Source organism: Kineosphaera limosa NBRC 100340 (genome assembly GCF_000298215.1).
Taxonomy (GTDB): Bacteria; Actinomycetota; Actinomycetes; order Actinomycetales; family Dermatophilaceae; genus Kineosphaera; species Kineosphaera limosa.
Map to the genome: position 1 here is coordinate 12128 of NZ_BAHD01000012.1, position 21127 is coordinate 33254.

Below are 21127 nucleotides of genomic sequence, written 5' to 3' on the forward strand. Positions count from 1 at the left end.
CAGCTACCCCTGCCGTGCCCAACACAACGGCCGACCTCCCCACGAGTTCGGCCGATCTAGTGGCAACAGTCCCACTGCGGCGAGCGTTTGCTGCCGAGGTGCTACGCGCGACGGGCAGCGGATCGTCCCGGTTCGTTGGACTGGCGGCGGTCGTGTGCGCGCTACAGGCGCTCGGCTGGTGGCTCGTCGCGACCGGCCCGACCCCGGACTGGTTCGGGCTGCTCGGCTGGCAGACCCTCTACACGACCGGGCTGCTCGCACCGCTGACGGCCCTGCTCGTCGGGCTGACCGTAGCCCGCGAACGCGCGGCCCGGGACGGCGGCACGTGGGCGCGGCCCCTGCTGCCACGCACCGCCCTGCTCGCCCGCTACGCCGTGACGAGCCTGCAGCTCGGGGCGGTCAACCTGGTGCTCACGGTGCCACTGCTCGGGTTGGGGCTGCTGCGCGGCCTGACCGACCCGCCGCTCGCCCGCTTTCTCACGCTCTGGGTCGTGCTGTGGGTCGCGACGTTGCTGCCGGCTGCGCTCGCCTACGTCGTTGCACCGCGGATCGGGATGCTCGGCACCGTCGGTGTGGCCGTCGTCTGGCAGGTTGCCGGCACCATGACCGCGGAGAGCTCGTGGTGGTGGGCGCAGCCGTGGAGTTGGGGCGTGCGGGCCGCGATCCCCGTGCTCGGCGTGCACGCCAACGGTGTGCGCCTGGAGCCCGACTCACCCGCCTGGGGGTGGAACGCGTGGGTACCGACGCTGGCGACGCTGGTGCTCGCCGCTGTCGTCGTGGCGATGCTGGCGCGGCGAGCGCGCCCGCTGGGTCTCGTTGGCCGGCCGCGGCGCCGCCTGCGGGTCGTGCGTCGGAATCCTGCGGCCTCCGATCGACCGGTCAACGAGAGCTCGGTCGCGGATCGCTCGGTCAAAGATCGCTCGGTCAAGGATCGGACCGCGCCCAGCGCAAACCGGTCGATGCAACCCTCGATGCAACCCTCGATGCGACCCTCGCTGCTGCGCGGTGTGCTCGCCGGCCTGCGGGGCACGCCGATCGCGGCGCTGGTCGGCGCTTCCCTCGTGGGACTGGCCCTCGTCGCGGCCCTTTGGGACGCCCGCTACGTCACGGGCGTCACGACCTGGCTGCTGGTGCCGCTGGGCTGCGCGGTCCTGGCCACGCTCGCCTGGGCGACGAACGAGTCGGCCTGGCGAGTCGTGTCGCTGCGCGCCCACCCCGCGCGGCTCGCGCTCACCCTCACCATCGTGTGCCTCGCCGTGTTGACGCTCGTCGTGCTCGCAGCGGGTGCGGCGACCGTCGCGGCAGGCGACGGCCCCGAGGCGTCGGTCCTGACGCGGACGATGTGGCTCTGGTGGTGCGTCGGTGCCGCGGCGTTGACGGCGAACCTGTGGCTGAACGTTCGGTTCGGCGCGGGAGCCGCGGTGGCCGTCACCCCTCGTGCTGCTCGTCGTCAGCCTGGTCTTCGGCGGCTCGTGGCTGGCGGCGGGCGACCTGTGGTTCGTCGGCGTGCTCGGCTGGCCCGTGTCCGCCGACACCCCAGGGCGCGTCGCGGTCGCGACCGCAGCGTGCGCGCTGGCCACCACGGGCGCCACTCTGGCGTCGCTGCGGGCCGCCCGCCGGGCCGCCGCGCGCTGATCTCGGGGTGGCGGATCGGCGACACGAAAAGTGGCGGGTCAGGCGAGAGGTCAGGCGAGAGGTCAGGCGGAGCGGCTGCCCAGCCGAGTTGGCGACGGCGGATCGATATGCTGACCGGGCTCACGATGCCCCTGATCAGAGCCGCCCGCGTCGCTGCGGGCCGGCTCGTCGCACCTGTTGAGGGAGACCATGCTCCGCACCCAACTGCGTCTGTCGTTGCTCGCCCTGCCCGCCGCCGGGCTCCTGCTCGCCGCGTGCGGTGCCCCGGCCGACGGGGGAGCCGCAGCCCCCGGCGCTCCCGCCACCGGCGCGGCCACGACGAGCGCCTCCTGCGCCAAGGCCGACCTGCAGCTGACGACCCCCGGCACCCTCACGCTCGGCACCGACAAGCCGGCCTATCCGCCGTGGTTCGTCGACGACGACCCGAGCAATGGCAAGGGTTACGAGTCGGCCGTCGGCTACGCGATCGCGCAGCAGCTCGGCTTCACCAAGGAGGAGGTGACGTGGGTCGACGTGCCGTTCAACACGGCGATCGCCCCCGGCCCCAAGAGCTTCGACCTCGACCTGAACCAGATCTCCATCTCCGACGAGCGCCGGCAGGCCGTCGACTTCTCCTCCGGCTACTACGACGTCACGCAGACCGTCATCACGTACAAGGGCTCGCCGATCGAGGGCAAGACCGCCGTGGCCGACCTCGCCTCCGCCAAGCTCGGCGCGCAGGTCGGGACGACGTCGTACAACGCGATCACGCAGCAGATCAAGCCGACGCAGACCCCCGGCGTCTACGACACCAACGACTTGGCCGTGCAGGCGCTGAAGAACCGGCAGATCGACGGCATCGTCGCCGACCTGCCCACGGCGTTCTACATGACGGCCGCGCAACTCGACGACGGCGTCATCGTCGGTCAGCTCCCGCAGGTCGGGCAGGCGCCGGAGCAGTTCGGTGCGGTGTTGGACAAGGGCTCGCCGTTGACGCCGTGCATCAGCCAGGCCGTCGACGCCCTGCGCGCCGACGGCACGCTCGATCGACTGGAGCAGGAGTGGCTCGCCAAGCAGGGCGCGCCCGACCTGTCGTGACCTCCTCCGCCACAGGGGGCTCCAGCGGCACCGGGACCTCCGATGGTGGCCAGACCTGGGTGCCCTCGGAGCACGAACGCGCCCGGGCCGCCTATCGTCGCGCCCGGGCGCGACGCTCGACGCTGATCTCCGCGCTCAGCACGATCGCCGTCGCCCTGACGCTCACCTTCCTGCTCACCTCCTCGCCTGGCTGGCCACGCGTGCAGTGGACATACTTCAACTGGGAGAAGGCCGTCGAGTCCTTCCCCGCGGTGCTCGACGGGCTGTGGCTCAACGTGCGGATCATGGTCGTGTGTGGCGCGATCATCGCCGTCTTCGGGCTGGTCATCGCCATCGCGCGCACCCTGCGCGGTCCCGTCTTCTTTCCGGTGCGGCTGGCCGGCACGATCTACGTCGACCTGTTTCGCGGCCTGCCGATCATTCTCGTGCTGCTGCTGCTCGGTTACGGCGCACCCGCGCTGCGCCTGCAGGGACTGCCGACGAGCACCCTTTTCTGGGGGTGTGTCGCCCTGATCCTGTCGTACTCCGCCTATGTCGCCGAGGTCTTCCGCGCCGGCATCGAGTCCGTGCACCCCAGCCAGCGGGCCGCCGCCCGGTCCCTCGGGCTCTCGCACGGGCAGACGCTGCGCTTCGTCGTCATCCCCCAGGCCGTGCGTCGCGTCATGCCGCCCCTGCTCAACGACGCGGTGTCGCTGCAGAAGGACTCCGGCCTCATCTCCATCCTCGGGGTCGTCGATGCCGTGCGGGCCGCGCAGATCCAAACCGCCTCCGACTTCAACTACACGCCGTACGTCGTGGCCGGTGTGCTGTTCATCGCGCTCACCGTGCCGATGGCCCGCTTCACCGACTGGGTGGGTCGAAAACAGGGGTATCAGGGAGCGGGAGGCAACCTGTGACCCCGCTGCTGTCGCTGCGCGGGGTGCGCAAGTCCTTCGGTGACAACGTCGTGCTGCGGAGCATCGACCTCGACGTCGCGGCGGGGGAGTGCATCGTGCTCATCGGCGCCTCCGGCTCTGGAAAATCGACCCTGCTGCGCTGTATCAACCTGCTGGAACAAGTGGACGACGGCATCATCACGCTGCGCGGCCAAGAACTGACCGATCCGCGCATCGACGCCGACGCCGCCCGCGCCCGCATCGGCATCGTCTTCCAGGCCTACAACCTCTTTCCGCACCTCAGCGTGCTCGACAACATCACGCTCGCCCCGCGCCGGGTGCACGGGGTGCCGGCCGCGACCGCCAAGACCCGCGCGTTGGAGATGCTCGACCGGGTCGGCCTGGCCGCCAAGGCCAAGGCGCGCCCCGATGACCTGTCGGGCGGCCAGCAGCAGCGCGTGGCCATCGCCCGGGCTCTGGTCAACGACCCGGAGGTCATGCTGCTCGACGAGGTGACCTCGGCGCTGGACCCCGAACTCGTCGCCGAGGTGCTTGAGCTGCTGCGGGAGCTCACCCGCGACGGCATGACGATGGTGCTCAACACGCACGAGATGAGCTTCGCCCGGCAGGTCGCCGACACCGTGTGCTTCTTGCACGACGGCGGCATCCATGAACAGGGGCCCCCGGCGCAGGTCCTGGACAACCCGCAGCAGGAGCGGACCCGCCGTTTTCTCACCCGGCTGCACGCCTGACACGTGTTGGGCCGGGTGCCTGGGACGGCCGCCCGGGATGGGGCTTACCGTGGCCTTGAGCCCCGTTCGGGCTTAGGCCGTTCCGCTCCACCGAGCAGTCACCGAAAGCGTAGGTAGTACACATGATCCAGCAGAAGCGCGTCCTGGCCACCGACATCCCCGGGCCGCGATCGACGCAATTGCAGGCCCGCAAGTCCGGTGCCGTCGCCGCCGGCGTCAGCGCGGGGCTCCCGGTCTACATCGAGAAGGCCGAGGGCGGCATTCTCGTCGACGCTGACGGAAACCAGCTCATCGATTTCGGCTCCGGCATCGCGGTGACGACCGTCGGCAACGGCAACCCCCGCATCATCGAGGCGGTGACCAAGCAGATCGCGGACTTCACCCACACCTGCTTCATGGTCACGCCGTACGAGGAGTACGTGGCGGTCTGCGAGAAGCTCAACGAGCTGACCCCCGGCGATCATGAGAAGCGTTCGGCCCTGTTCAATTCCGGCGCCGAGGCCGTCGAGAACGCGGTGAAGGTCGCCCGCCACTACACGGGCCGCGACGCCATCGTCACGTTCGACCACGCCTATCACGGGCGCACAAATCTGACCATGGGCATGACCGCCAAGAACATGCCGTACAAGCAGGGTTTCGGCCCGTTCGCCAGCGAGATCTACCGCGTCCCGATGGCCTATCCGTACCGCTGGCCCACCGGTCCGCAGGGGTGCGCCACCGAGGCGTTGGAGGTCGTCAAGAGCCAGATCCACACGCAGATCGGGGAGGAGAACGTCGCTGCGGTCGTCATCGAGCCCATCCAAGGTGAGGGCGGCTTCATCGTGCCCCCGGCGGGCTTCCTGTCCGGGCTGGCCGACTGGTGCCGCGAGCACGGCATTCTGTTCATCGCCGACGAGGTGCAGTCCGGATTCTGCCGCAGCGGCTCCTGGTTCGCCTGCGACGACGAGGGCGTCGTGCCCGATCTGGTGACCACCGCCAAGGGCATTGCGGGCGGCATGCCGCTGGCGGGCGTCACGGGCCGCAAGGAGATCATGGACGCCGTGCACGGCGGTGGCCTCGGCGGCACCTACGGCGGCAACCCGGTGGCGTGCGCCGCAGCCTTGGCCTCGATCGAGACGATGGAGGCCGAAGACCTGCCTGGTCGAGCCCGCGAGATCGAGGCGATCCTGCGCGGCCGGCTGGAGAAGCTGGCGGCCACGTACGACACGATCGGCGACATCCGCGGCCGCGGGGCCATGATCGCGATCGAGCTTGTCGAGGATCGCGAGACCAAGGCGCCGGCCAGCGCGCTCGCGGCGGCGATCAACAAGGCCTGCCACGAGCGCGGCCTGGTCACCCTCACCTGCGGCTCGTACGGCAACGTCTTCCGCTTCCTGCCGCCGCTGGTCATCGGCGACGAGTTGCTCGCCGAGGGGCTCGACATCCTGGAGGAGGCCTTCGCGGCCGCCACCAGCTGATCGGCGGACTCCTGCGCCTCGGGCCTGCCTCACTCTCGCGAGGGGGCGGGCCCGAGCGCGTTGGCCCGGCCGGCGATGCCGTCGATGACGAAGGTCAGTCCGATGGCGAAGTCGTCTTCGGGTGAGTCGGGGTCGATGGCGCCGACGCGTGCGGCCTGGGCGCGGGTCTGGATGTCGAAGGCGTGCCCGTAGACGTAGTGCAGCAGCGTGCGGGCCGCGCTGGCGGTGACCGCCTCGTCGAGGCCGCTGGGTCTGAGCTCGCTGCGCAGCCGGTCGTAGGCGGCCTGACCGCCTAGCCCGAAGGCAAACATGCTCATGACGACGTCGGCGCCGTCGGCGTAGGCCAGCACCGCGGCGTGCACGTCGGTGCAGGCCAGTCGCACGCGCTGCGGCCACGGCGCGTCTGGCTCGATGCTCGAGTGCGGCCCACGCGCCACGATTTCGTCGGCCACCGCGCCCAGCAGCAGCTGCTTGTTGGCGAAGTGGTGGTAGATCGCGCTCTGCTGCACCCCCAGCGTGGCCCCCAGGCGCCGCATCGTCAGATCGGGCAGCCCGACCTCCGCCAGGATGTCGAGCGCCGCGGCGATGACATCGGCGCGACGGTGCATCCGTGCTCCTGACCTCGGGGGTGGCGGGTTGGCCTGGCTTGCCGTCGGGCCGGGCGGGCCGGACGCCCCAGAGTAGCCCGACCGCGCTAACCTGAACATCGTTCAGACCTGAACGCTGTTCAGTTTGGCGCTCGGCGTGCCACCGCTGCCGTGTGCGCGCTGAGCCGGCCGCCTGCCGAACCTTGAGGAGAGTCGATGACCACCACCTTCGATCAGCTGGCGCAGGCCGTGCTGGACGGCACGCCGGCAACGTCCGACGATGCGCTCGCGGTGCTGCAGGCGGGCGATGATCACGTGCTCGACGTCGTCGCCGCGGCGGCTCGGTTGCGGCGGGCGTTCTTCGGCAACACGGTCAAAGTCAATTATCTGGTCAACCTCAAGTCGGGAATGTGCCCCGAGGACTGCGGCTACTGCTCCCAGGCGCTGGGGTCCAACGCCGACATCCTGCGCTACTCGTGGCTCTCGACGCAGGAGGCGCTCGAGCAGGCCGAGGCCGGTGTGGCCGGCGGGGCGCGACGGGTGTGCCTGGTCTCCAGTGGCCGTGGACCGAGCCATCGGGACATCGAGCGGGTTGCCGACATGGTCGGGGCCATCAAGGCCGAGCACCCGCAGGTCGAGGTGTGCGCCTGCCTCGGCCTGTTGCAGGAGGGGCAGGCCCAACGCCTCGCCGAGGCCGGCGTCGACGCCTACAACCACAACATCAACACCGCCGCCTCACACCACGACGCGATCGTGTCGACCCACACCTACGCCGACCGGGTCGAGACGGTCGGCCGCGCCCAAGGGGCCGGCCTGTCCGCGTGCAGCGGCTTGATCGCCGGGCTGGGGGAGAGCGACGAACAGCTCGTCGAGGCGTTGGTCGCGCTCAAGGCGTTGGGTTCGGACTCGATCCCTGTGAACTTCCTCATGCCCTTCGACGGCACGCCCGCCGGCGATGCCTGGGAACCGGTGAACCTGACGCCCCTGCGCTGCCTGAAGATTCTGGCGATGGCGCGGTTCGTGTGTCCGGACGCCGAAATCCGCATCGCGGGGGGACGGGAGCTGCACCTGCGGTCGATGCAGGGCTTGGCGTTGCACGTGGCCAACTCGATCTTCCTCGGCGATTACCTGACCTCCCAGGGGCAGACGGCCCGCGACGATCTGGCACTCATCGCCGACAACGGCTTTGTGGTACTGGGGGCCGACAGTGCACCTGCAGGGGCGTGCACTGCCGGCCCCCAGCCCCCTTCTGCCCGCCAAGGGACGTCCGGCGGGCAGGAGCGGGCATCCGAAGAGGCCGGCCTCGGCATTCGCCGCCGCGGCGCGGGCACGACGCTCCCGGCGAACGCCTGACCCGAGACCGGCTTCGGCCCGGGTGAGGGGGCCAACCGGTCTGCGCTGCACCCGCGCCCACCGTGGGACGACCGGTTTTGCGCAGGTGTGCGGCCGCGCGGACGACAGGACGGCATGACTGCGCCCGCCACCGTCGTGCTCTTCGGCGCCACCGGCGACCTCTCCAAACGCAAGCTCATTCCCGGACTCTTCCACCTGTTCGGCTCGCAGTTGCTCGACGACCTGCGGATCGTCGGGACCTCGCTGGACGAGCTGACGGTCGAGGCCTTTCGCGACCAAGCCCTGGCGGCTATCCGGCAGCACGGCACCCGCAAGGGTGCCGACGAGGAGGCGATGCGGGCCTTCGCCCAGCACATCGACTACGTCCCCTCCAGCGCCGGCCCGCAGGCTTTGCGGGATGCCGTGCTGCGTGCCGAACAGAGCCTGCCGGGCAGCGACTCGCTCCGGCTGCATTACCTCTCGGTGCCACCCAAGGCCGCCCTTGCCGCCGTCGACATGATCGGCCAGGCCAAGTTGGTCAAGCGCAGCCGGATCATCATGGAGAAGCCCTTCGGCACCGACCTGGCCAGCGCCGTCTCCTTGAACAGACAACTGCACGAGACCTTCGTCGAGGAGCAGATCTTTCGGATCGACCACATTCTGGGCAAGGAGGCGGCTCAGAACATTCTTGCCTTCCGGTTCGCCAATGGACTGTTCGAGCCGATCTGGCACCGCAACCACATCGATCACATCCAGATCGACGTGCCGGAAACCCTCGGCTTGACTCAACGCGGCGACTTCTACGAGGCCACCGGCGCCTATCGCGACATGGTCGTCACACACCTTTTCCAGGTACTCGCGTTCACCGCCATGGAGCCGCCGACGGCCCTGGAGCCCAAGGCCATCAGCCGGGAGAAGAACAAGGTGTTCCGCTCGATGCTGCCGGTCGAACCGCAGGATGTCGTGCGCGGCCAGTACGTGGGGTACAAAGACGAGCCCGGGGTGGCGCCGGACTCCGAAACCGAGACGTTCGTGGCGCTGAAGTGTTACGTCGACAACTGGCGGTGGGCGGGCGTGCCCTTCTATCTACGGACGGGCAAGCGAATGGGAGAGGGCGCTCGCGTCATCTCGATCGCGTTCAAGGAGCCGCCGCGTTCTATGTTCCCGCCGGGCTCCGGGGTGGGTGACCACGGACCCGACCACCTGACCTTCGACCTGTCCGACCAGCCGCGCATGTCGCTGTCGTTCTACGGCAAGCGCCCCGGCCCGGGATATCGGCTGGACAAGTTGTCGATGCAATTCGCCATGGAGAGCACGAACTGGGCGGGCTCGGTGCTGGAGGCGTACGAGCGCCTCATCTACGACGCCGTGCGAGGCGACAGCACGCTGTTCACGACGGCCAGCGGCATCGAACGGCTCTGGGAGGTCAGCGAACCCCTCCTGGAGAACCCGCCCATCGTGCGCCCCTACCAGGTCGGATCGTGGGGGCCCAACCGCATCCACCAGCTCGTCGCGCCGTTCTCCTGGCGCCTGCCGTTCGAGCGCGCCTGGCGCGACTGAGAGCCGCGTCTGTAAGCGGAAAAGGGGCGTGGCGGCAGAGAATTCGCTGCCGCCACGCCCCGTGTGATCGAGCGGGGTGCCCGAGCTCAACCGGCCGACTCTCAACCCCCGAACTCGGCAAGCCCGGCGCGGGCCTGCTTGAGCCACGCCTCGCGCGCCTGCAGAGCCTCGCGAGCCTTGGTGATGCGGCGCTGGTCGCCGGACGCCTGCGCCTTGGCCAGATCCTTGCGGTACTTCTCCAAGGCTGCTTCGGCCTGGCTGGCCAGGCTGGCGGCCCGGGCGGCGACCTCCGGGTTCGAGGACTTCCAGCGCTTGTCCTCGGCCTCGCGCACGGTCTGCTCAATGCGACGCATGCCGCGCTCCATGCGGTCCATGTCGGAGCGGGGCACCTTGCCGGCGGCGTCCCACTTCTCCTGGAGGGTGCGTAGCGCGGCCTTGGCCGACTCGACGTTCCGCACGGGCAGGAGCTGTTGCGCCTGGGTCAGCAACTCTTCCTTGACCGCGAGGTTGGCCTTGAACTCCTCGTTCTCGGCGGCGACCACGGCGTCCTTGCCGGCGAAGAACTGGTCCTGGGCGGCTTTGAAGCGCTTCCACAGGGCGTCGTCGTCGCTGCGGGCCGCTCGGCCCGCCTGCCGCCAACGGTCCATGAGCCGCTTGTAGGCACCCGCCGTCGCACCCCAATCGGTCGAGCCGACGAGCTTCTCCGCCTCCGCCACGAGCTCCTCCTTGGCGGCCTTGGCCTGCGACTGCGCGCTGCCCAACTGGGCGAAGTGCACGCGGCGCATCTTGTCGAACGAGTTGCGGGACGAGCTGAGGCGCTGCCACAGGGACTGCTCGGCCTCCCGGTCGAGCTTCGGGCCGCCGCGCTGGGCCGCCTTCCACTCATCCAGGAGCGCGCGCATGCGGGCGCTGCTGGCCTTCCACTGCACCTTCGCCTCGGGCTGAGCGGCGATGCGCTCGGCCTCGGCGACGATCTTCTCCCGCTGCGCAAGGGCCTGTTCGCGGGCCGCAGCCCGCTGCTCGGCATCGATGACCCGCCGGGCCTCGAGAGCGGTCGCGATGTTCTCGACCTTGGTCTGCAACGCGACGAAGTCGCCGACGGCGTGCAGATCTCGGCTCGCCTGCCGCAGGTTCGTCAGGCTGTCGTGGGCGTCCTTGGCCGACAGGTCCGTCTGCGTCACCCGCTGGTACAGCAGGTCGGCCAGCGCGTCGACCTCGTCGAACTTGCGGGCGAAGTAGGCCAGCGCCTCTTCGGGGGAGGCGCCTGGGTAGGAGCCGACCGGCCGCTCGCCTTCGGGGGTGCGCACGTAGACCGTGCCGTCGTCGTCCACCCGTCCGAAGCGGGCCGAATCCTGCTGCGGCGCGGGTGCGGCCGGAGGGGTCGGCGTCGGCGCGCCTGCCGCCGGGGCCGGGGGCGCCGGGCTCGGAATCGCCGAGTCCGTGGCCTCAACCGTCGCCGAAGCCGCTGCGGCCTCTCCGGCGGGCGGCGCGTCCAGCGGCGCTGTGGTGTCTACCGCATGCTCGGCGTCGATGGGTGCGACCATGGTCGCCGCCTCGCCTTGCACCGGTGCCGGGGCCTCGCCCACCTCCGGCTCACCGAGCTCCAGCTCCGCTGCGGTCTGCGCCAGGTGTTCACCGGCCTGCTCCGCCTCGGCCGAGACACCGTCGTCGCCGTCGGCCAACCGAGCCATCGCCTCCGCGGTCACGCGAGACACCGGCTCTGGCACCTGCGCCACAGTGATCGGCGCGGCCTCATCATGGGCCGGGGTGTTCGACGCCTCCGCGGCCTCCATGGCTTCGATGACCTCGCTGACGGCGAGGGCCTCGTTCTCGGTGTCGGCCTCAGCGACTGCGGTGGCCTCAGCGACTGCGGTGGCTTCGGCTGCGGCGTCGGCTTCGGGGGGCGCAGGTGGCGCCCCGGCGCCCGCGAGCCCGTCGTGAGCGTCCTGTGGCGCGTCGTTGCGGTCGTCGGGCGCGACGGAGGGCTGCGGGGAGATGCTCTGATCGGACACGAGGTGGGCCTTCTGTTCGGATCTTTTAGGACACCGCAGCGTCCGCACCCGCCGTGATGAGGGCGGGCGGAATCGGTCGGACGTCGCGGTTCGGTGCAAGGAACGTCCCTATTCACGATACTTGGCCGCTCGCCATGCGGACAGCCCCGCGGCGCGTGGCCGCCCGGTTCAGAGCCTTGTCCGTGCCCTGCGCGCCCCCGACTAGGCTGACGACGTGTTCTTAATCGGCTTTCCGGCAGAGGCGTTCGCAACCAATTGCTTCGTCGTGGCGCCGGCGGAGGGGCAGGAGTGTCTCGTCGTCGACCCCGGCATCGGCGTGCTCGACCGACTCGATGAGGTGCTTCGGCAGCACCGGCTCAAGCCGGCCGCGGTGCTGCTGACACACGGTCATCTCGACCACGTGTACTCGGTGACGCCGGTCTGCGGATCGCGGGGCATCGCCGCCCACATCCACCCCGACGACCGCTATCGACTCGCCGACCCCCTGGCCACGATGGACCCGGCGCTGGTGTCGATGCTCGAGGCGCAGTTCGGGGCGAAGGCGACCTGGCACGAGCCCGACGACGTCGTGGAGTTCACCGACGGGCAGACGCTGGAGATCGCCGGGGTGCCGCTGACCGTGCTGCACGCGCCGGGCCACACCGAGGGGTCGGTGATGTTCCGCACCGAGCAGGTGCCCGACCAGTTGCCCGCCGACGCGGGTTTGACGCGCACGATCTTCGCCGGCGACGTGCTCTTCAACGGCGGCATCGGCCGCACCGACCTGCCCGGCGGCAGCGACGCCGCCATGCGCGCCAGCCTGCGTGATGTTGTGCTGACCCAGCCGGACGACGCGCTGGTCTTTCCCGGCCACGGCCCGGCGACGACGATCGGGCGCGAGCGCGCCGCCAACCCCTATCTGCAGGGCCTGTAACCAGCGCCTCTCAGAAGCAAAGGACTGTACGCACCCGTGGCAACCAAGATCGCCCCCCTCTCCGGCTTCCCGGAGTGGCTCCCGACCGACCGCCTCACCGAGCAGCTCGTGCTCGACATCGTCCGCGAGACGTTCGAGCTGCATGGCTTCGTCAACATCGAGACCCGGGCGGTGGAGCCCGTCGAGCGACTGCTCGGCAAGGGCGGCGACGCGGACAAGGAGATCTACGGCGTCTCCCGCCTCGCCGGCGACGCCGACGAGCGCAAGGACTCCGACCTCGGGCTGCACTTCGACCTCACGGTGCCGTTCGCGCGGTACGTGCTGGAGAACGCCGGCAAACTCACGTTCCCGTTCCGCCGCTACCAGATTCAGAAGGTGTGGCGCGGCGAACGCCCGCAGGAGGGTCGCTACCGCGAGTTCACGCAGGCCGACATCGACATCGTCGGAGCGGGTGAGCTGCCGTTCCACTACGAGGCCGAGGTGCCCCTGGTCATCGCCGACGTCTTCGCTCGACTGCCGATCGGGCCCTACCGCATCCAGGTCAACAACCGCAAGATCCCCGAGGGCTTCTACCTCGGCATCGGCTTCGGCCCCGAGCAGGTCGCCGGGGTGCTGCGCATCGTCGACAAGCTCGACAAGGTCGGGGGTGAGGCGGTGCACGCCGCCCTCGTCGAGTTCGGCGCCACCGACGAGCAGGCGCGTCAGTGCTTGGCTTTGGCGCGGATCAGCGCGACGGACACCTCGTTCGTTGCGGCGGTCCGAGCGCTCGGGGTGGAGCACGAGACGCTCGAGGCGGGCCTGACCGAGTTGGCAGCGGTGATGGCCGCGGGGATGGAGCACGCCCCCGGGGTCCTCGTGGCCGACCTCAAGGTGGCCCGCGGCCTCGACTACTACACCGGCACGGTCTACGAGACTCAGCTCGTGGGGCAGGAGGAGTACGGCTCGGTGTGCTCCGGGGGCCGGTACGACTCGCTGGCCTCCGACGGGCGCAACACCTACCCGGGTGTCGGCATCTCCATCGGGGTCTCCCGCCTGCTGGGCCGGCTCGTGCCGTCCGGGGCGATCGCCTCGTCGCGGCCGACGCCCACCTGCGTGCTCGTGGCGTTGAACACGCAGGAAGATCGCGCCGCGGCTGCGTCGCTGGCGGCCGCCCTGCGCGGACGCGGCGTCGCGACCGAAGTGGCGCCCAGCGCCGCCAAGTTCGGCAAGCAGATCCGCTACGCCGACCGCCGCGGCATCCCCTACGTCTGGTTCCCGCCGCTTGAGCCCGGTGCCGCGCACTCCGTCAAGGACATTCGCTCCGGCGAGCAGACCGAGGCCGACCCCGCCGCCTGGGTGCCGCCGGCCCGCGACCTGCGCCCCCAGTTGATCGCGGACCCGCAGGAGTAGGTCCGCAAGCCTGCAGGGGATCGCCGGGGCACCCCGACAGGCCGGTCGGGCAATCGCGACGCCGCCCCGAGCAGGCCGCTCGGGCGGCTCGCCCTCTGCGCGAGTCGTCGTTGTGGTGCGCGAGCGGGCGTTTCGTGCGCGGCGAGTCGTCAATTCCGTGGGCGAGCGGTCAGTTGGGAGCGACGATTAGCCCGCCGAAGTGACGACTCATCCGGTGCTGGATCTGGCCGACCCGTAGTCGACCCGCGTCCCACCCCGTATCCGGCCCCTGGCCCCCATCAAGGGGACGGTCCGCGCCGCGCGGGTAGCGACCAAGTGACCTCCCCTGAGAGTCATCGAGATTCGAAATCCTGAGCTAAATCAACCGATATACCTGGCGATATTCAGTACTAGCATGATAAACTAAAGGCTCTACCGGGGAGGGCTCCGGAGGCTCAAGGGGGTGAAGAGCGCGATGGCTGACAGCATGCCGCCCACCACCGACAGGAGTCGGCAGGGCAGCGAGGGTGCGCCCGTGCTGTTCGCCGAGTTGCCGTCGTGGTTCGGCCCGGGCAACGAGGCCCCCGGGCGCCTCTTCGACCTGAGTGTTCGTGAGTTGGTGCAGCTGGTCGCGGAGTCGGAGCGGCTCATCACGTGGCTGCGCTACGTCCAGCTGGCGGCCACCGACCGGATGGTCGACGGGGTGCTCGAGGCGCAAGGTCGGGAGCCGGAGGAGCTCAACGGGCGCGGCAGCGACCCCGACGTGCGCAAGCTCGTGGAGTCGCTCGTCGCCGAAGAGACGTCACTGGCGTCTGGGGTCCCGTCGTGGGAGAGCGAGGCCCGGGCTGATTTCGTGACCGCGGCCCCCGAGGCGACTCGCCGACTGAACGAGGCGATGCGCGACGGCGAGTGCACCTGGGAGCGGGCCCGAAAGGTGCGCGAGCGCACCAAGGAACAGGCCTCGTGTGTCGCCGACGAGGTCGCCCGGCGGGTGTTGGCGCCACCGCGCAGGGGCGAGGTCGTGTCGTGGTCGCTGTTCACACGTCGACTCGGGCGGGCGCTGTCGGCGTGTGCGGACTCCGAGCGCCAGCGCGCCAGGGCACGAAGAGAGCGGGACGCCTTCGGCAGGTTCACCGAGCACGGCATGGGCTCGTACACGATCACCGGATCGGCCGAGCGGGTCGGCGCGGCGCACCAGCGGGTCGATTCCCTGGCTCGGCGACTCCGCTCCGGGGGAGACAAACGCACTCTCGCTCAGTTGCGCTCCGATATCGCTCTCGACCTCGTCATCGGGGGGCAGCCAGGGCGCTGCGAGGGCCCGCCGCAGCCCGTTCAAGCCGCGCAGAATGGTGTTGCACTCAGCGCTGTTGCCGCCAAGAACGGTCTCGCGTCGAACGGTGTTGCTGCTCAGGTTTGCGGGTGTCCGGTGCCTTGCACCGATGTGGGGGCTGGGCTGTGCACCCGAACCCTCTCGTCAGTCTTCGCCGGAGCGGTGCCCGCGGGGCGGATCAACGTCACGATCTCCCTCGCCTCCCTGGTCGGGGTGACCGACGACCCGGGGCAGACACCGCGCGGGCTGCTGCCGGCCGACCTGGTACGCGATGTCGCCTGCGCCGAGGGCACGACCCTGGCGCGGATCGTGACCGACCCCCACGACGGCCAGGTCATCGAGGCCTCCACCGACCGATACCGGCCAACCGCGGCGATGCGCCGGTTCGTCACCGCCCGCTACGGCACCTGCGTGGCGCCAGGCTGTACCCAGCCGGCGGCGACCTGCGAACTGGACCACGGCATCCCGTGGCCGCTGGGGGCCACGACGACCCGCAATGTCACTCCCAAGGGCGGGCGACACCACGAGTACAAGACACGCGGCTGGTGGCGCGCCGACCAGGACGGTGCCACCGGCGTCGTCACCTGGGAGACGTTCGGCGGCACGTACCGCAGCTACCCGGTCCGCTATGGCCACGACCCCGACACAGCCGGCGAGCAAGGCCCCGACGACGCCACCGCCCGCCGGATCGTCGCCTACCGCCAGCACATCGAACACTGCCGAGCCACTGACCCCGAGATGGAGCGGGACCTGGCCCACTCCCTGGGCCGCACCACGATCCCGCAGGGTGGCACCCGCCAGCCGTTCGGTGATACAAGGCACGTCGCCGAGCCAGGTGTGGGGCACGACGACTGCGCCGGCGCTGCGGCCTGGCTCGATCCGAGCCTGCCCGGCGAGAGCTGCGGCGTCGCTGCGCGGCCCACCACCCAGGAGCGGGTCGACGATCTGCGCATCGAGAAGCTACTCAAGCGCGTCTGCTCACCCCCGACGACACCGGGCGGTGGCGGGGAAAGCACCGACGAGTTGCCTGCCTACGCCCGCCGGGCCTACGGGCAGTTCCCGCGGCACAGCACCTGGGGTATCGATCAGGCCACCAGCGCAGCGACCTCGCGGTCGAGGGTAGGTCGCCCAGAGCAACGCCCACGCGCGGCAGGTCGCGAGCCCTGCGGCGACCCGGCTGCGGCCACGACCCGTCCGCCTGCGGCGTCGCCCGACTACGACACGCCCCCGTTCTGAGGCGGGTCGGTGGGGTGATCGGGTCAGCCGCCCCTCGGCTCCTCGCCCTGCGAGCCGTCGCCCCTTGGCCCCCAACCCCCGGGCCCGTCGCCCGTCGGTCCGTTCTGGAGTCCGTGGGCGGGCGAGAGGCCGATCCCTGGATTCTCGCTCGTGGCGGCGGACTGGCCCCGTCGCTTCAACTTGGTGGGCACCTTCAGCCCACGCGAGCGAAGCTCGAGGCTCGCCAGGCGGCGCACGACAGTGGGGTCACCGGCGCGCCACGCCGCGACCGGGTCGTCGCTGATGGCGGCCAACTTCGGCATCGGCTGGTTGGCCAGCGCCCGCAGGGCGAACAGGTCGAGGTCGGCGTCGGCGTCGATGAACTGTCGTGCCGCCGAGGCGCGCTGGTAGAACGACACCCGCAAGAACAGCCACGGGATGGCGACGATGAGGATCGGTGCCGCCGCCGTCGCGATGCCCAGCGCCACTGCGAGCCGCTCCACCGCACCGGCCGTGTCCCAGCCGATGCTGGCGATATCGGAGCCGGTGCCCGCCAGGTTGTTGAACGCACCCGTCAACTGCTCACCGACCATCGGCAGGTCACGCACCTGCCCGGCCGTCTGCTGCATCGTCTGATTGAAGGAGAGGCCGGTCGAGTGCAGCTTCAACGCCGGCTGCATCAGTGCGACCACGAGCGCGTACATCCACTGCCCGACCCAGATCCACGCCAGCGCCCACGCAGCCACGGCACCGTCGAACAGCATTTGACCGAGCCGGCGGCGGGGTGTCTGGGCGTACCACATGCGCACATCCTGCCTGGCCGATGTCCTGTTCGTATCGGCGAACCGCCGCAAATTGCCTCAGCCTGGCCCGACCGCGTGAGCCCGCACGGGGCCAAGGGGCCGGAGAGGGTGCGCAGCGGCGGAGGTCCCCGGGCCTACGATGCGCACATGGCCGGGCCCGAGTCGAACGCGCTGACGCGCGCGATCGACGACTGGTTGACCCATCTGGAGGTCGAACGCGGAGTGTCGAGCAACACCCTCGCCTCCTACCGACGTGACCTCGCCCGCTACGCGCAGCACCTCACCCTGGCCGGAGTCACCGATCCCGCGCGAGTTCGCCCAGTCGATGTGGGCGACTTCGTGGTGGCTCTGCGCGAGGGGCGCCACGGGGCCCCACTAGCGGCCTCCTCGGCAGGCCGGGCCCTCATCGCAGCCCGAGGACTGCACAGGTTTCTGCTGCTGGAGGGGCGCACCGAGACCGACCCGGCCGCAGGCATCCGGCCGCCCACGACCTCCCGGCGGCTGCCCGATGCGCTGTCGACCGGCCAAGTCGAGGCGCTCATCGCCGCCGCCGGCGACGGAGCGACCCCCGTGTCGCTGCGCGACCGCGCCCTGCTGGAGTTGCTCTACGGCACCGGCGCCCGCATCTCCGAGGCAGTGGGCCTGGATGTGGACGACGTGCACGCCGACCCCGACGACCAGCCAGTGCGCGGACAGCCGAGCGGGCCGGCGATCGCCGCCGCGTTGCGGCTGGTCGGCAAGGGCGGCAAGCACCGCATCGTCCCGGTCGGCAGCTACGCTCGGGCCGCGCTCGCCGCCTACCTGGTGCGCGGCCGACCCGCACTCGTGGCCACCGCCCCCGGTCGGGCGCGGGCAGCCCTGTTCGTGGGGGTGCGCGGCAGTCGGCTCAGTCGCCAGAGCGCCTGGAACATCATCCGCCACCTCGCGGCCACCGCCGAGCGGGGCGAGGCGGCGCGCCTCCCCGACCCCGCCACCGCCGACGCGATGGCAACGCAGCACTCCGCCGCCCAATGCGCCTGGAGCGCCGCGGAGCTGCACGGACTGGCCGATCGCATCGGACCGCACACATTACGGCACAGTTTCGCGACGCACCTGCTCGACGGGGGTGCCGACGTGCGGGTTGTGCAGGAGCTGCTCGGTCATGCGAGTGTCACGACGACCCAGATCTACACGCACGTCACGGTGCAGCGGCTGCGCGAGGTGTACGCCGCATCGCATCCCCGGGCACGCTGACTCCAGCCGGGCTTTTCCGGCGCTGCTAGAGTCGGCCGCAGGCCGGGTGGCGGGGGGCCGCAAGGCCGCCCAGGCATGTCAGACAGGTGCACGATCCGACCTCGTGCACGATGCGTCCGCCGTCCGAACAGGAGAGTGGCACACCGATGGCCCTGCAGCAGGTCGCGCAGTCCCAGCCCGACATCGACGGCGACCCGGCATACGACCCGGAGTACGACGGTGAGGGGTCCAACGGCCGCCTCCCCGGCACCGAGACCGCCGGCGAAGGCAACATCGGCCCAACCGGCCGGGTCATGCCGACCTTCCCCGAACCGGCTCCGCTCGATCGCCACGGCCCGGCGCGCATCATCGCGATGTGCAACCAGAAGGGCGGCGTCGGCAAGACGACGACCACGATCAACCTCGGTGCCGCACTCGCCGAGCTGGGCCGCAAGGTGCTGCTCGTCGACTTCGACCCCCAGGGCGCCTTGTCCGTCGGCTTCGGGCTGCGGGCCCACGAGCTCGACCTGACGATCTACAACCTGCTCGTCGAGCGCGGTCACGACGTGCGCGAGGTCATCCAGTCCACGCGCACCCGCAACCTCGACCTGTTGCCCGCCAACATCGACCTGTCCGCCGCCGAAGTGCAGCTGGTCGGCGAGGTGGCCCGCGAGCAGGTGCTGGCCCGAGTGCTGCGCCCGGTGCTCGACGACTACGACGTCATCCTCATCGACTGCCAGCCCTCGCTGGGGCTGCTGACCGTCAACGCGCTCACGGCCGCGCACGGCGTCATCATCCCGCTGGAGTGCGAGTTCTTCGCGATGCGCGGGGTCGCACTGCTGGTCGAGACCATCGACAAGGTCACCGACCGGCTCAACCCGCGCCTGCAGGTCGACGGCATTCTGGCCACGATGTACGACGGGCGCACGCTGCACAGCCGGGAGGTCGTGCGCAGCGTCGTCGATCACTTCCAAGACCGGGTGTTCCACACCGTGATCAGCCGCACGGTCAAGTTCCCCGACGCGACGCTGGCGGCCGAGCCGATCACCCAGTACGCCCCCAACCACGGGGCCGCCGAGGCCTACCGGCAGCTGGCCCGCGAACTGATCAGCCGAGGCGGCGCGGCCTGAGCACCAAGCCCGTCGCCGAGCCGCAGAGCCAGCAATCCCCCGGCGAGAGCCCCCAGCCAGTCTCGGGCGAGAGCCAGCAAACCCCCGGCGGGGTGCTGACCCGCCGCGCCGCCGGCACCCCTTTCGAGGTGCACCTCGACGTTTTCTCCGGCCCGTTCGACCTGCTCCTCGGGCTCATCTCCAAGCACAAGCTCGACATCACGGAGATCGCCCTCGCGCGCGTGACGGACGAGTTCGTCGCTCACATCCGCACGCAGCAGGAGCTGGGGGAGTGGGACCTGTCGCAGGCCAGCGAGTTTCTCCTCATCGCCGCGACCCTGCTGGACCTCAAGGCCTCCCGCCTGCTGCCGCGCACCGGCGACGAGGAGGAGGATCTCGAGCTCATCGAGGCGCGTGATCTGCTCTTCGCCCGGCTGCTGCAGTACCGCGCCTACAAGGATGTCGCCGGCTGGATCGAGGGACGTATCGCGACGCACGGTCGGCTCACGCCGAGGCAGGCCGGGTTGGAGCCGCGCTTCGCGGCGCTGCTGCCGGAGCTCGTGCTGTCGGTGACCCCCGAGCAGCTCGCCAAGATTGCCGCTGCGGCGCTGACGCCCAAACCACCGCCGACCGTCGGGGTCGCCCACCTGCATGCGCCCGCGGTCAGCGTCCGCGAGCAGGCGGACATCGTCGTCGGCCGACTGCGAACCTTGCGGGTGGCCTCCTTTCGGGACCTCGTGGCCGACGCCGACACCACGCTCGTGGTCGTCGCCCGCTTCTTGGCGCTGCTCGAGTTGTTTCGCGAAGCGGCCGTAGCCTTCGAGCAGGAGGAGGCGCTCGCCGAGTTGACGGTCCGTTGGGTCGGGCGAGACGAGGGGCACGTGCGGGTCGGGGCCGAGTTCGATGACGGCGATGCGACCCCCGAGGCCGACCCCGACGGTCAGTCGGCACCCGGACCGACACCGACTAGCGAGGAGGAGCGCCGGTGAGCGAGCCGATCGTAGGGACCGCGCCGTCCGGCCCGGACTTCGCCGCGGAATCCGCCCGGGAATCAGCCCGGGAATCCGCCCAGGAGCAGCAGGCTCAGGTGGACCAGCCGGAGGAGCAGGTCGAGGAGACCTTCGACGTCGATGCGGTGCCCGGCGGCTTGCGGGCTGCGGTTGAGGCGGTGTTGATGGTCGTCGAGGAGCCGGTGACCTCGGCGGCGTTGGCTGCGGCCCTGGAGCGTCCCGAGCCGGAGGTCGAACAGGCGCTGGTCGCCATCGCGGCCGACGACGAGGAGACCCGGCGCGGGTTTGCGCTGCTGTCGATCGGCGGCGGGTGGCGCTACTACTCGCGGCATGATCTGGCTCCGGTCGTGGAGAAGTTCTTGCTCGACGGCCAGCGGGCGCGACTCAGCCAGGCCGCATTGGAGACGCTCGCAGTCGTCGCCTACCGCCAGCCCGTCTCACGGGCGCGCATCAGCGGGGTGCGCGGCGTGAACGTCGACGGTGTAGTGCGTACCCTGCTGACACGGGGGCTGATCACCGAAATCGGGGTCGACGACGAGCACGGCGCGGTGCTCTACGGCACAACTCCCTACTTTCTCCAGCGTCTCGGGTTGCGGTCACTCGATGACCTACCGCCGCTGGCCCCGTACCTTCCCGAGGCGGACATCCTCGACAGCATCCTTCAGGAGAACGATCAATGAGCCCAGGCGCACGCGGCGGCCGACCCAGCAGTGGGGGCGGTGGCCGCTCCGGCGGCGGCGGCCGACCAGGAAACGGCGGCCGGTCGGGCAGTGGTGGCCGCTCCGGTGGTGGCAGCCGCTCGGGCGGCGGTCGCTTCGGCAGTGGTCGCTCGGACGGCGGTCGCTCGGACGGCGGGCGCTCGGACGGCGGGCGCTCGGAC

General features: G+C 70.6%; 18 protein-coding genes. 14 read left to right on the forward strand and 4 right to left on the reverse strand.

Annotated elements, in window-relative coordinates; translation table 11 throughout:
* Positions 1-1099 precede the first annotated feature (1099 nt).
* Positions 1100-1234, reverse strand: coding sequence for a hypothetical protein (locus tag KILIM_RS24875; RefSeq protein ID WP_255247604.1), 135 nt, complete (start codon positions 1232-1234; stop codon positions 1100-1102).
* Positions 1235-1437: 203 nt separating this feature from the next.
* Between KILIM_RS24875 and KILIM_RS24310 the strand changes: the two genes are divergently transcribed.
* From KILIM_RS24310 to gabT, 5 genes are all read left to right on the forward strand, one after another.
* Positions 1438-1635: a hypothetical protein gene (locus KILIM_RS24310; RefSeq protein WP_006591361.1), complete on the forward strand. Its 198-nt coding sequence runs from the start codon at positions 1438-1440 to the stop codon at positions 1633-1635.
* A 189-nt stretch (positions 1636-1824) separates the two neighbouring features.
* Positions 1825-2712, forward strand: coding sequence for an ABC transporter substrate-binding protein (locus KILIM_RS24580; protein ID WP_006591362.1), 888 nt, complete (start codon positions 1825-1827; stop codon positions 2710-2712).
* On the forward strand, positions 2709-3608 hold the full coding sequence (locus KILIM_RS24585; protein ID WP_006591363.1) for an amino acid ABC transporter permease: 900 nt from the start codon (positions 2709-2711) through the stop codon (positions 3606-3608). The genes KILIM_RS24580 and KILIM_RS24585 overlap by 4 nt, the downstream gene beginning before the upstream one ends.
* A complete protein-coding gene (locus KILIM_RS04115) occupies positions 3605-4339 on the forward strand; it encodes an amino acid ABC transporter ATP-binding protein (RefSeq protein ID WP_006591364.1) in 735 nt (244 codons plus the stop codon). The genes KILIM_RS24585 and KILIM_RS04115 overlap by 4 nt, the downstream gene beginning before the upstream one ends.
* 122 nt (positions 4340-4461) lie before the next feature.
* A complete protein-coding gene (gabT, locus tag KILIM_RS04120) occupies positions 4462-5796 on the forward strand; it encodes a 4-aminobutyrate--2-oxoglutarate transaminase (RefSeq protein WP_006591365.1) in 1335 nt (444 codons plus the stop codon).
* A 29-nt stretch (positions 5797-5825) separates the two neighbouring features.
* On the opposite strand, the gene KILIM_RS04125 is transcribed toward gabT, so the two are convergent.
* Positions 5826-6404: a TetR family transcriptional regulator gene (locus KILIM_RS04125; protein ID WP_006591366.1), complete on the reverse strand. Its 579-nt coding sequence runs from the start codon at positions 6402-6404 to the stop codon at positions 5826-5828.
* 195 nt (positions 6405-6599) lie between these two features.
* Here KILIM_RS04125 and bioB point away from each other — a divergent pair, with 195 nt between their 5' ends.
* Together bioB and zwf are read left to right on the forward strand one after the other, a co-directional pair.
* On the forward strand, positions 6600-7736 hold the full coding sequence (bioB, locus tag KILIM_RS04130) for a biotin synthase BioB (protein WP_006591367.1): 1137 nt from the start codon (positions 6600-6602) through the stop codon (positions 7734-7736).
* A gap of 114 nt (positions 7737-7850) precedes the next feature.
* The gene (zwf, locus tag KILIM_RS04135) at positions 7851-9275 is read left to right on the forward strand and encodes a glucose-6-phosphate dehydrogenase (protein ID WP_006591368.1); all 1425 of its coding nucleotides are present in this window, start codon (positions 7851-7853) and stop codon (positions 9273-9275) included.
* 101 nt (positions 9276-9376) lie between these two features.
* Here zwf and KILIM_RS04140 read toward each other — a convergent pair whose 3' ends face one another.
* Positions 9377-11287 (reverse strand): DUF349 domain-containing protein, encoded by a 1911-nt coding sequence (locus KILIM_RS04140; protein WP_006591369.1) that lies wholly within the window; start codon positions 11285-11287, stop codon positions 9377-9379.
* Between the two features lie 214 nt (positions 11288-11501).
* Here KILIM_RS04140 and KILIM_RS04145 point away from each other — a divergent pair, with 214 nt between their 5' ends.
* The 3 genes from KILIM_RS04145 to KILIM_RS04155 all read left to right on the forward strand — a co-directional run bounded on the left by KILIM_RS04145 (position 11502) and on the right by KILIM_RS04155 (position 16134).
* Positions 11502-12200, forward strand: a complete 699-nt coding sequence (locus KILIM_RS04145) for an MBL fold metallo-hydrolase (protein ID WP_006591370.1) — start codon at positions 11502-11504, stop codon at positions 12198-12200.
* A gap of 36 nt (positions 12201-12236) precedes the next feature.
* Positions 12237-13589, forward strand: coding sequence for a histidine--tRNA ligase (gene hisS / locus KILIM_RS04150; protein ID WP_006591371.1), 1353 nt, complete (start codon positions 12237-12239; stop codon positions 13587-13589).
* Positions 13590-14043: 454 nt separating this feature from the next.
* Positions 14044-16134: an HNH endonuclease signature motif containing protein gene (locus tag KILIM_RS04155; protein WP_006591372.1), complete on the forward strand. Its 2091-nt coding sequence runs from the start codon at positions 14044-14046 to the stop codon at positions 16132-16134.
* A 23-nt stretch (positions 16135-16157) separates the two neighbouring features.
* Here KILIM_RS04155 and KILIM_RS04160 read toward each other — a convergent pair whose 3' ends face one another.
* Positions 16158-16916, reverse strand: a complete 759-nt coding sequence (locus tag KILIM_RS04160) for a hypothetical protein (protein ID WP_006591373.1) — start codon at positions 16914-16916, stop codon at positions 16158-16160.
* 147 nt (positions 16917-17063) lie between these two features.
* Between KILIM_RS04160 and KILIM_RS04165 the strand changes: the two genes are divergently transcribed.
* From KILIM_RS04165 to scpB, 4 genes are all read left to right on the forward strand, one after another.
* The gene (locus KILIM_RS04165; protein WP_040562171.1) at positions 17064-18149 is read left to right on the forward strand and encodes a site-specific tyrosine recombinase XerD; all 1086 of its coding nucleotides are present in this window, start codon (positions 17064-17066) and stop codon (positions 18147-18149) included.
* A 146-nt stretch (positions 18150-18295) separates the two neighbouring features.
* Positions 18296-19258 (forward strand): ParA family protein, encoded by a 963-nt coding sequence (locus KILIM_RS04170; RefSeq protein WP_006591375.1) that lies wholly within the window; start codon positions 18296-18298, stop codon positions 19256-19258.
* A 92-nt stretch (positions 19259-19350) separates the two neighbouring features.
* Positions 19351-20226, forward strand: coding sequence for a segregation and condensation protein A (locus KILIM_RS04175; protein ID WP_006591376.1), 876 nt, complete (start codon positions 19351-19353; stop codon positions 20224-20226).
* Positions 20223-20927, forward strand: a complete 705-nt coding sequence (scpB, locus tag KILIM_RS04180) for an SMC-Scp complex subunit ScpB (protein ID WP_006591377.1) — start codon at positions 20223-20225, stop codon at positions 20925-20927. The genes KILIM_RS04175 and scpB overlap by 4 nt, the downstream gene beginning before the upstream one ends.
* Positions 20928-21127 lie beyond the last annotated feature (200 nt).

Coding starts and splice junctions, on each gene's coding strand:
- KILIM_RS24580 (WP_006591362.1), top strand. CDS start 1,825: ATGCTCCGCACCCAACTGCGTCTGTCGTTGCTCGCCCTGCCCGCCGCC.
- gabT (WP_006591365.1), top strand. CDS start 4,462: ATGATCCAGCAGAAGCGCGTCCTGGCCACCGACATCCCCGGGCCGCGA.
- KILIM_RS04125 (WP_006591366.1), bottom strand. CDS start 6,404: ATGCACCGTCGCGCCGATGTCATCGCCGCGGCGCTCGACATCCTGGCG.
- bioB (WP_006591367.1), top strand. CDS start 6,600: ATGACCACCACCTTCGATCAGCTGGCGCAGGCCGTGCTGGACGGCACG.
- zwf (WP_006591368.1), top strand. CDS start 7,851: ATGACTGCGCCCGCCACCGTCGTGCTCTTCGGCGCCACCGGCGACCTC.
- KILIM_RS04155 (WP_006591372.1), top strand. CDS start 14,044: ATGGCTGACAGCATGCCGCCCACCACCGACAGGAGTCGGCAGGGCAGC.
- KILIM_RS04160 (WP_006591373.1), bottom strand. CDS start 16,916: ATGTGGTACGCCCAGACACCCCGCCGCCGGCTCGGTCAAATGCTGTTC.
- KILIM_RS04165 (WP_040562171.1), top strand. CDS start 17,064: ATGGCCGGGCCCGAGTCGAACGCGCTGACGCGCGCGATCGACGACTGG.
- KILIM_RS04170 (WP_006591375.1), top strand. CDS start 18,296: ATGGCCCTGCAGCAGGTCGCGCAGTCCCAGCCCGACATCGACGGCGAC.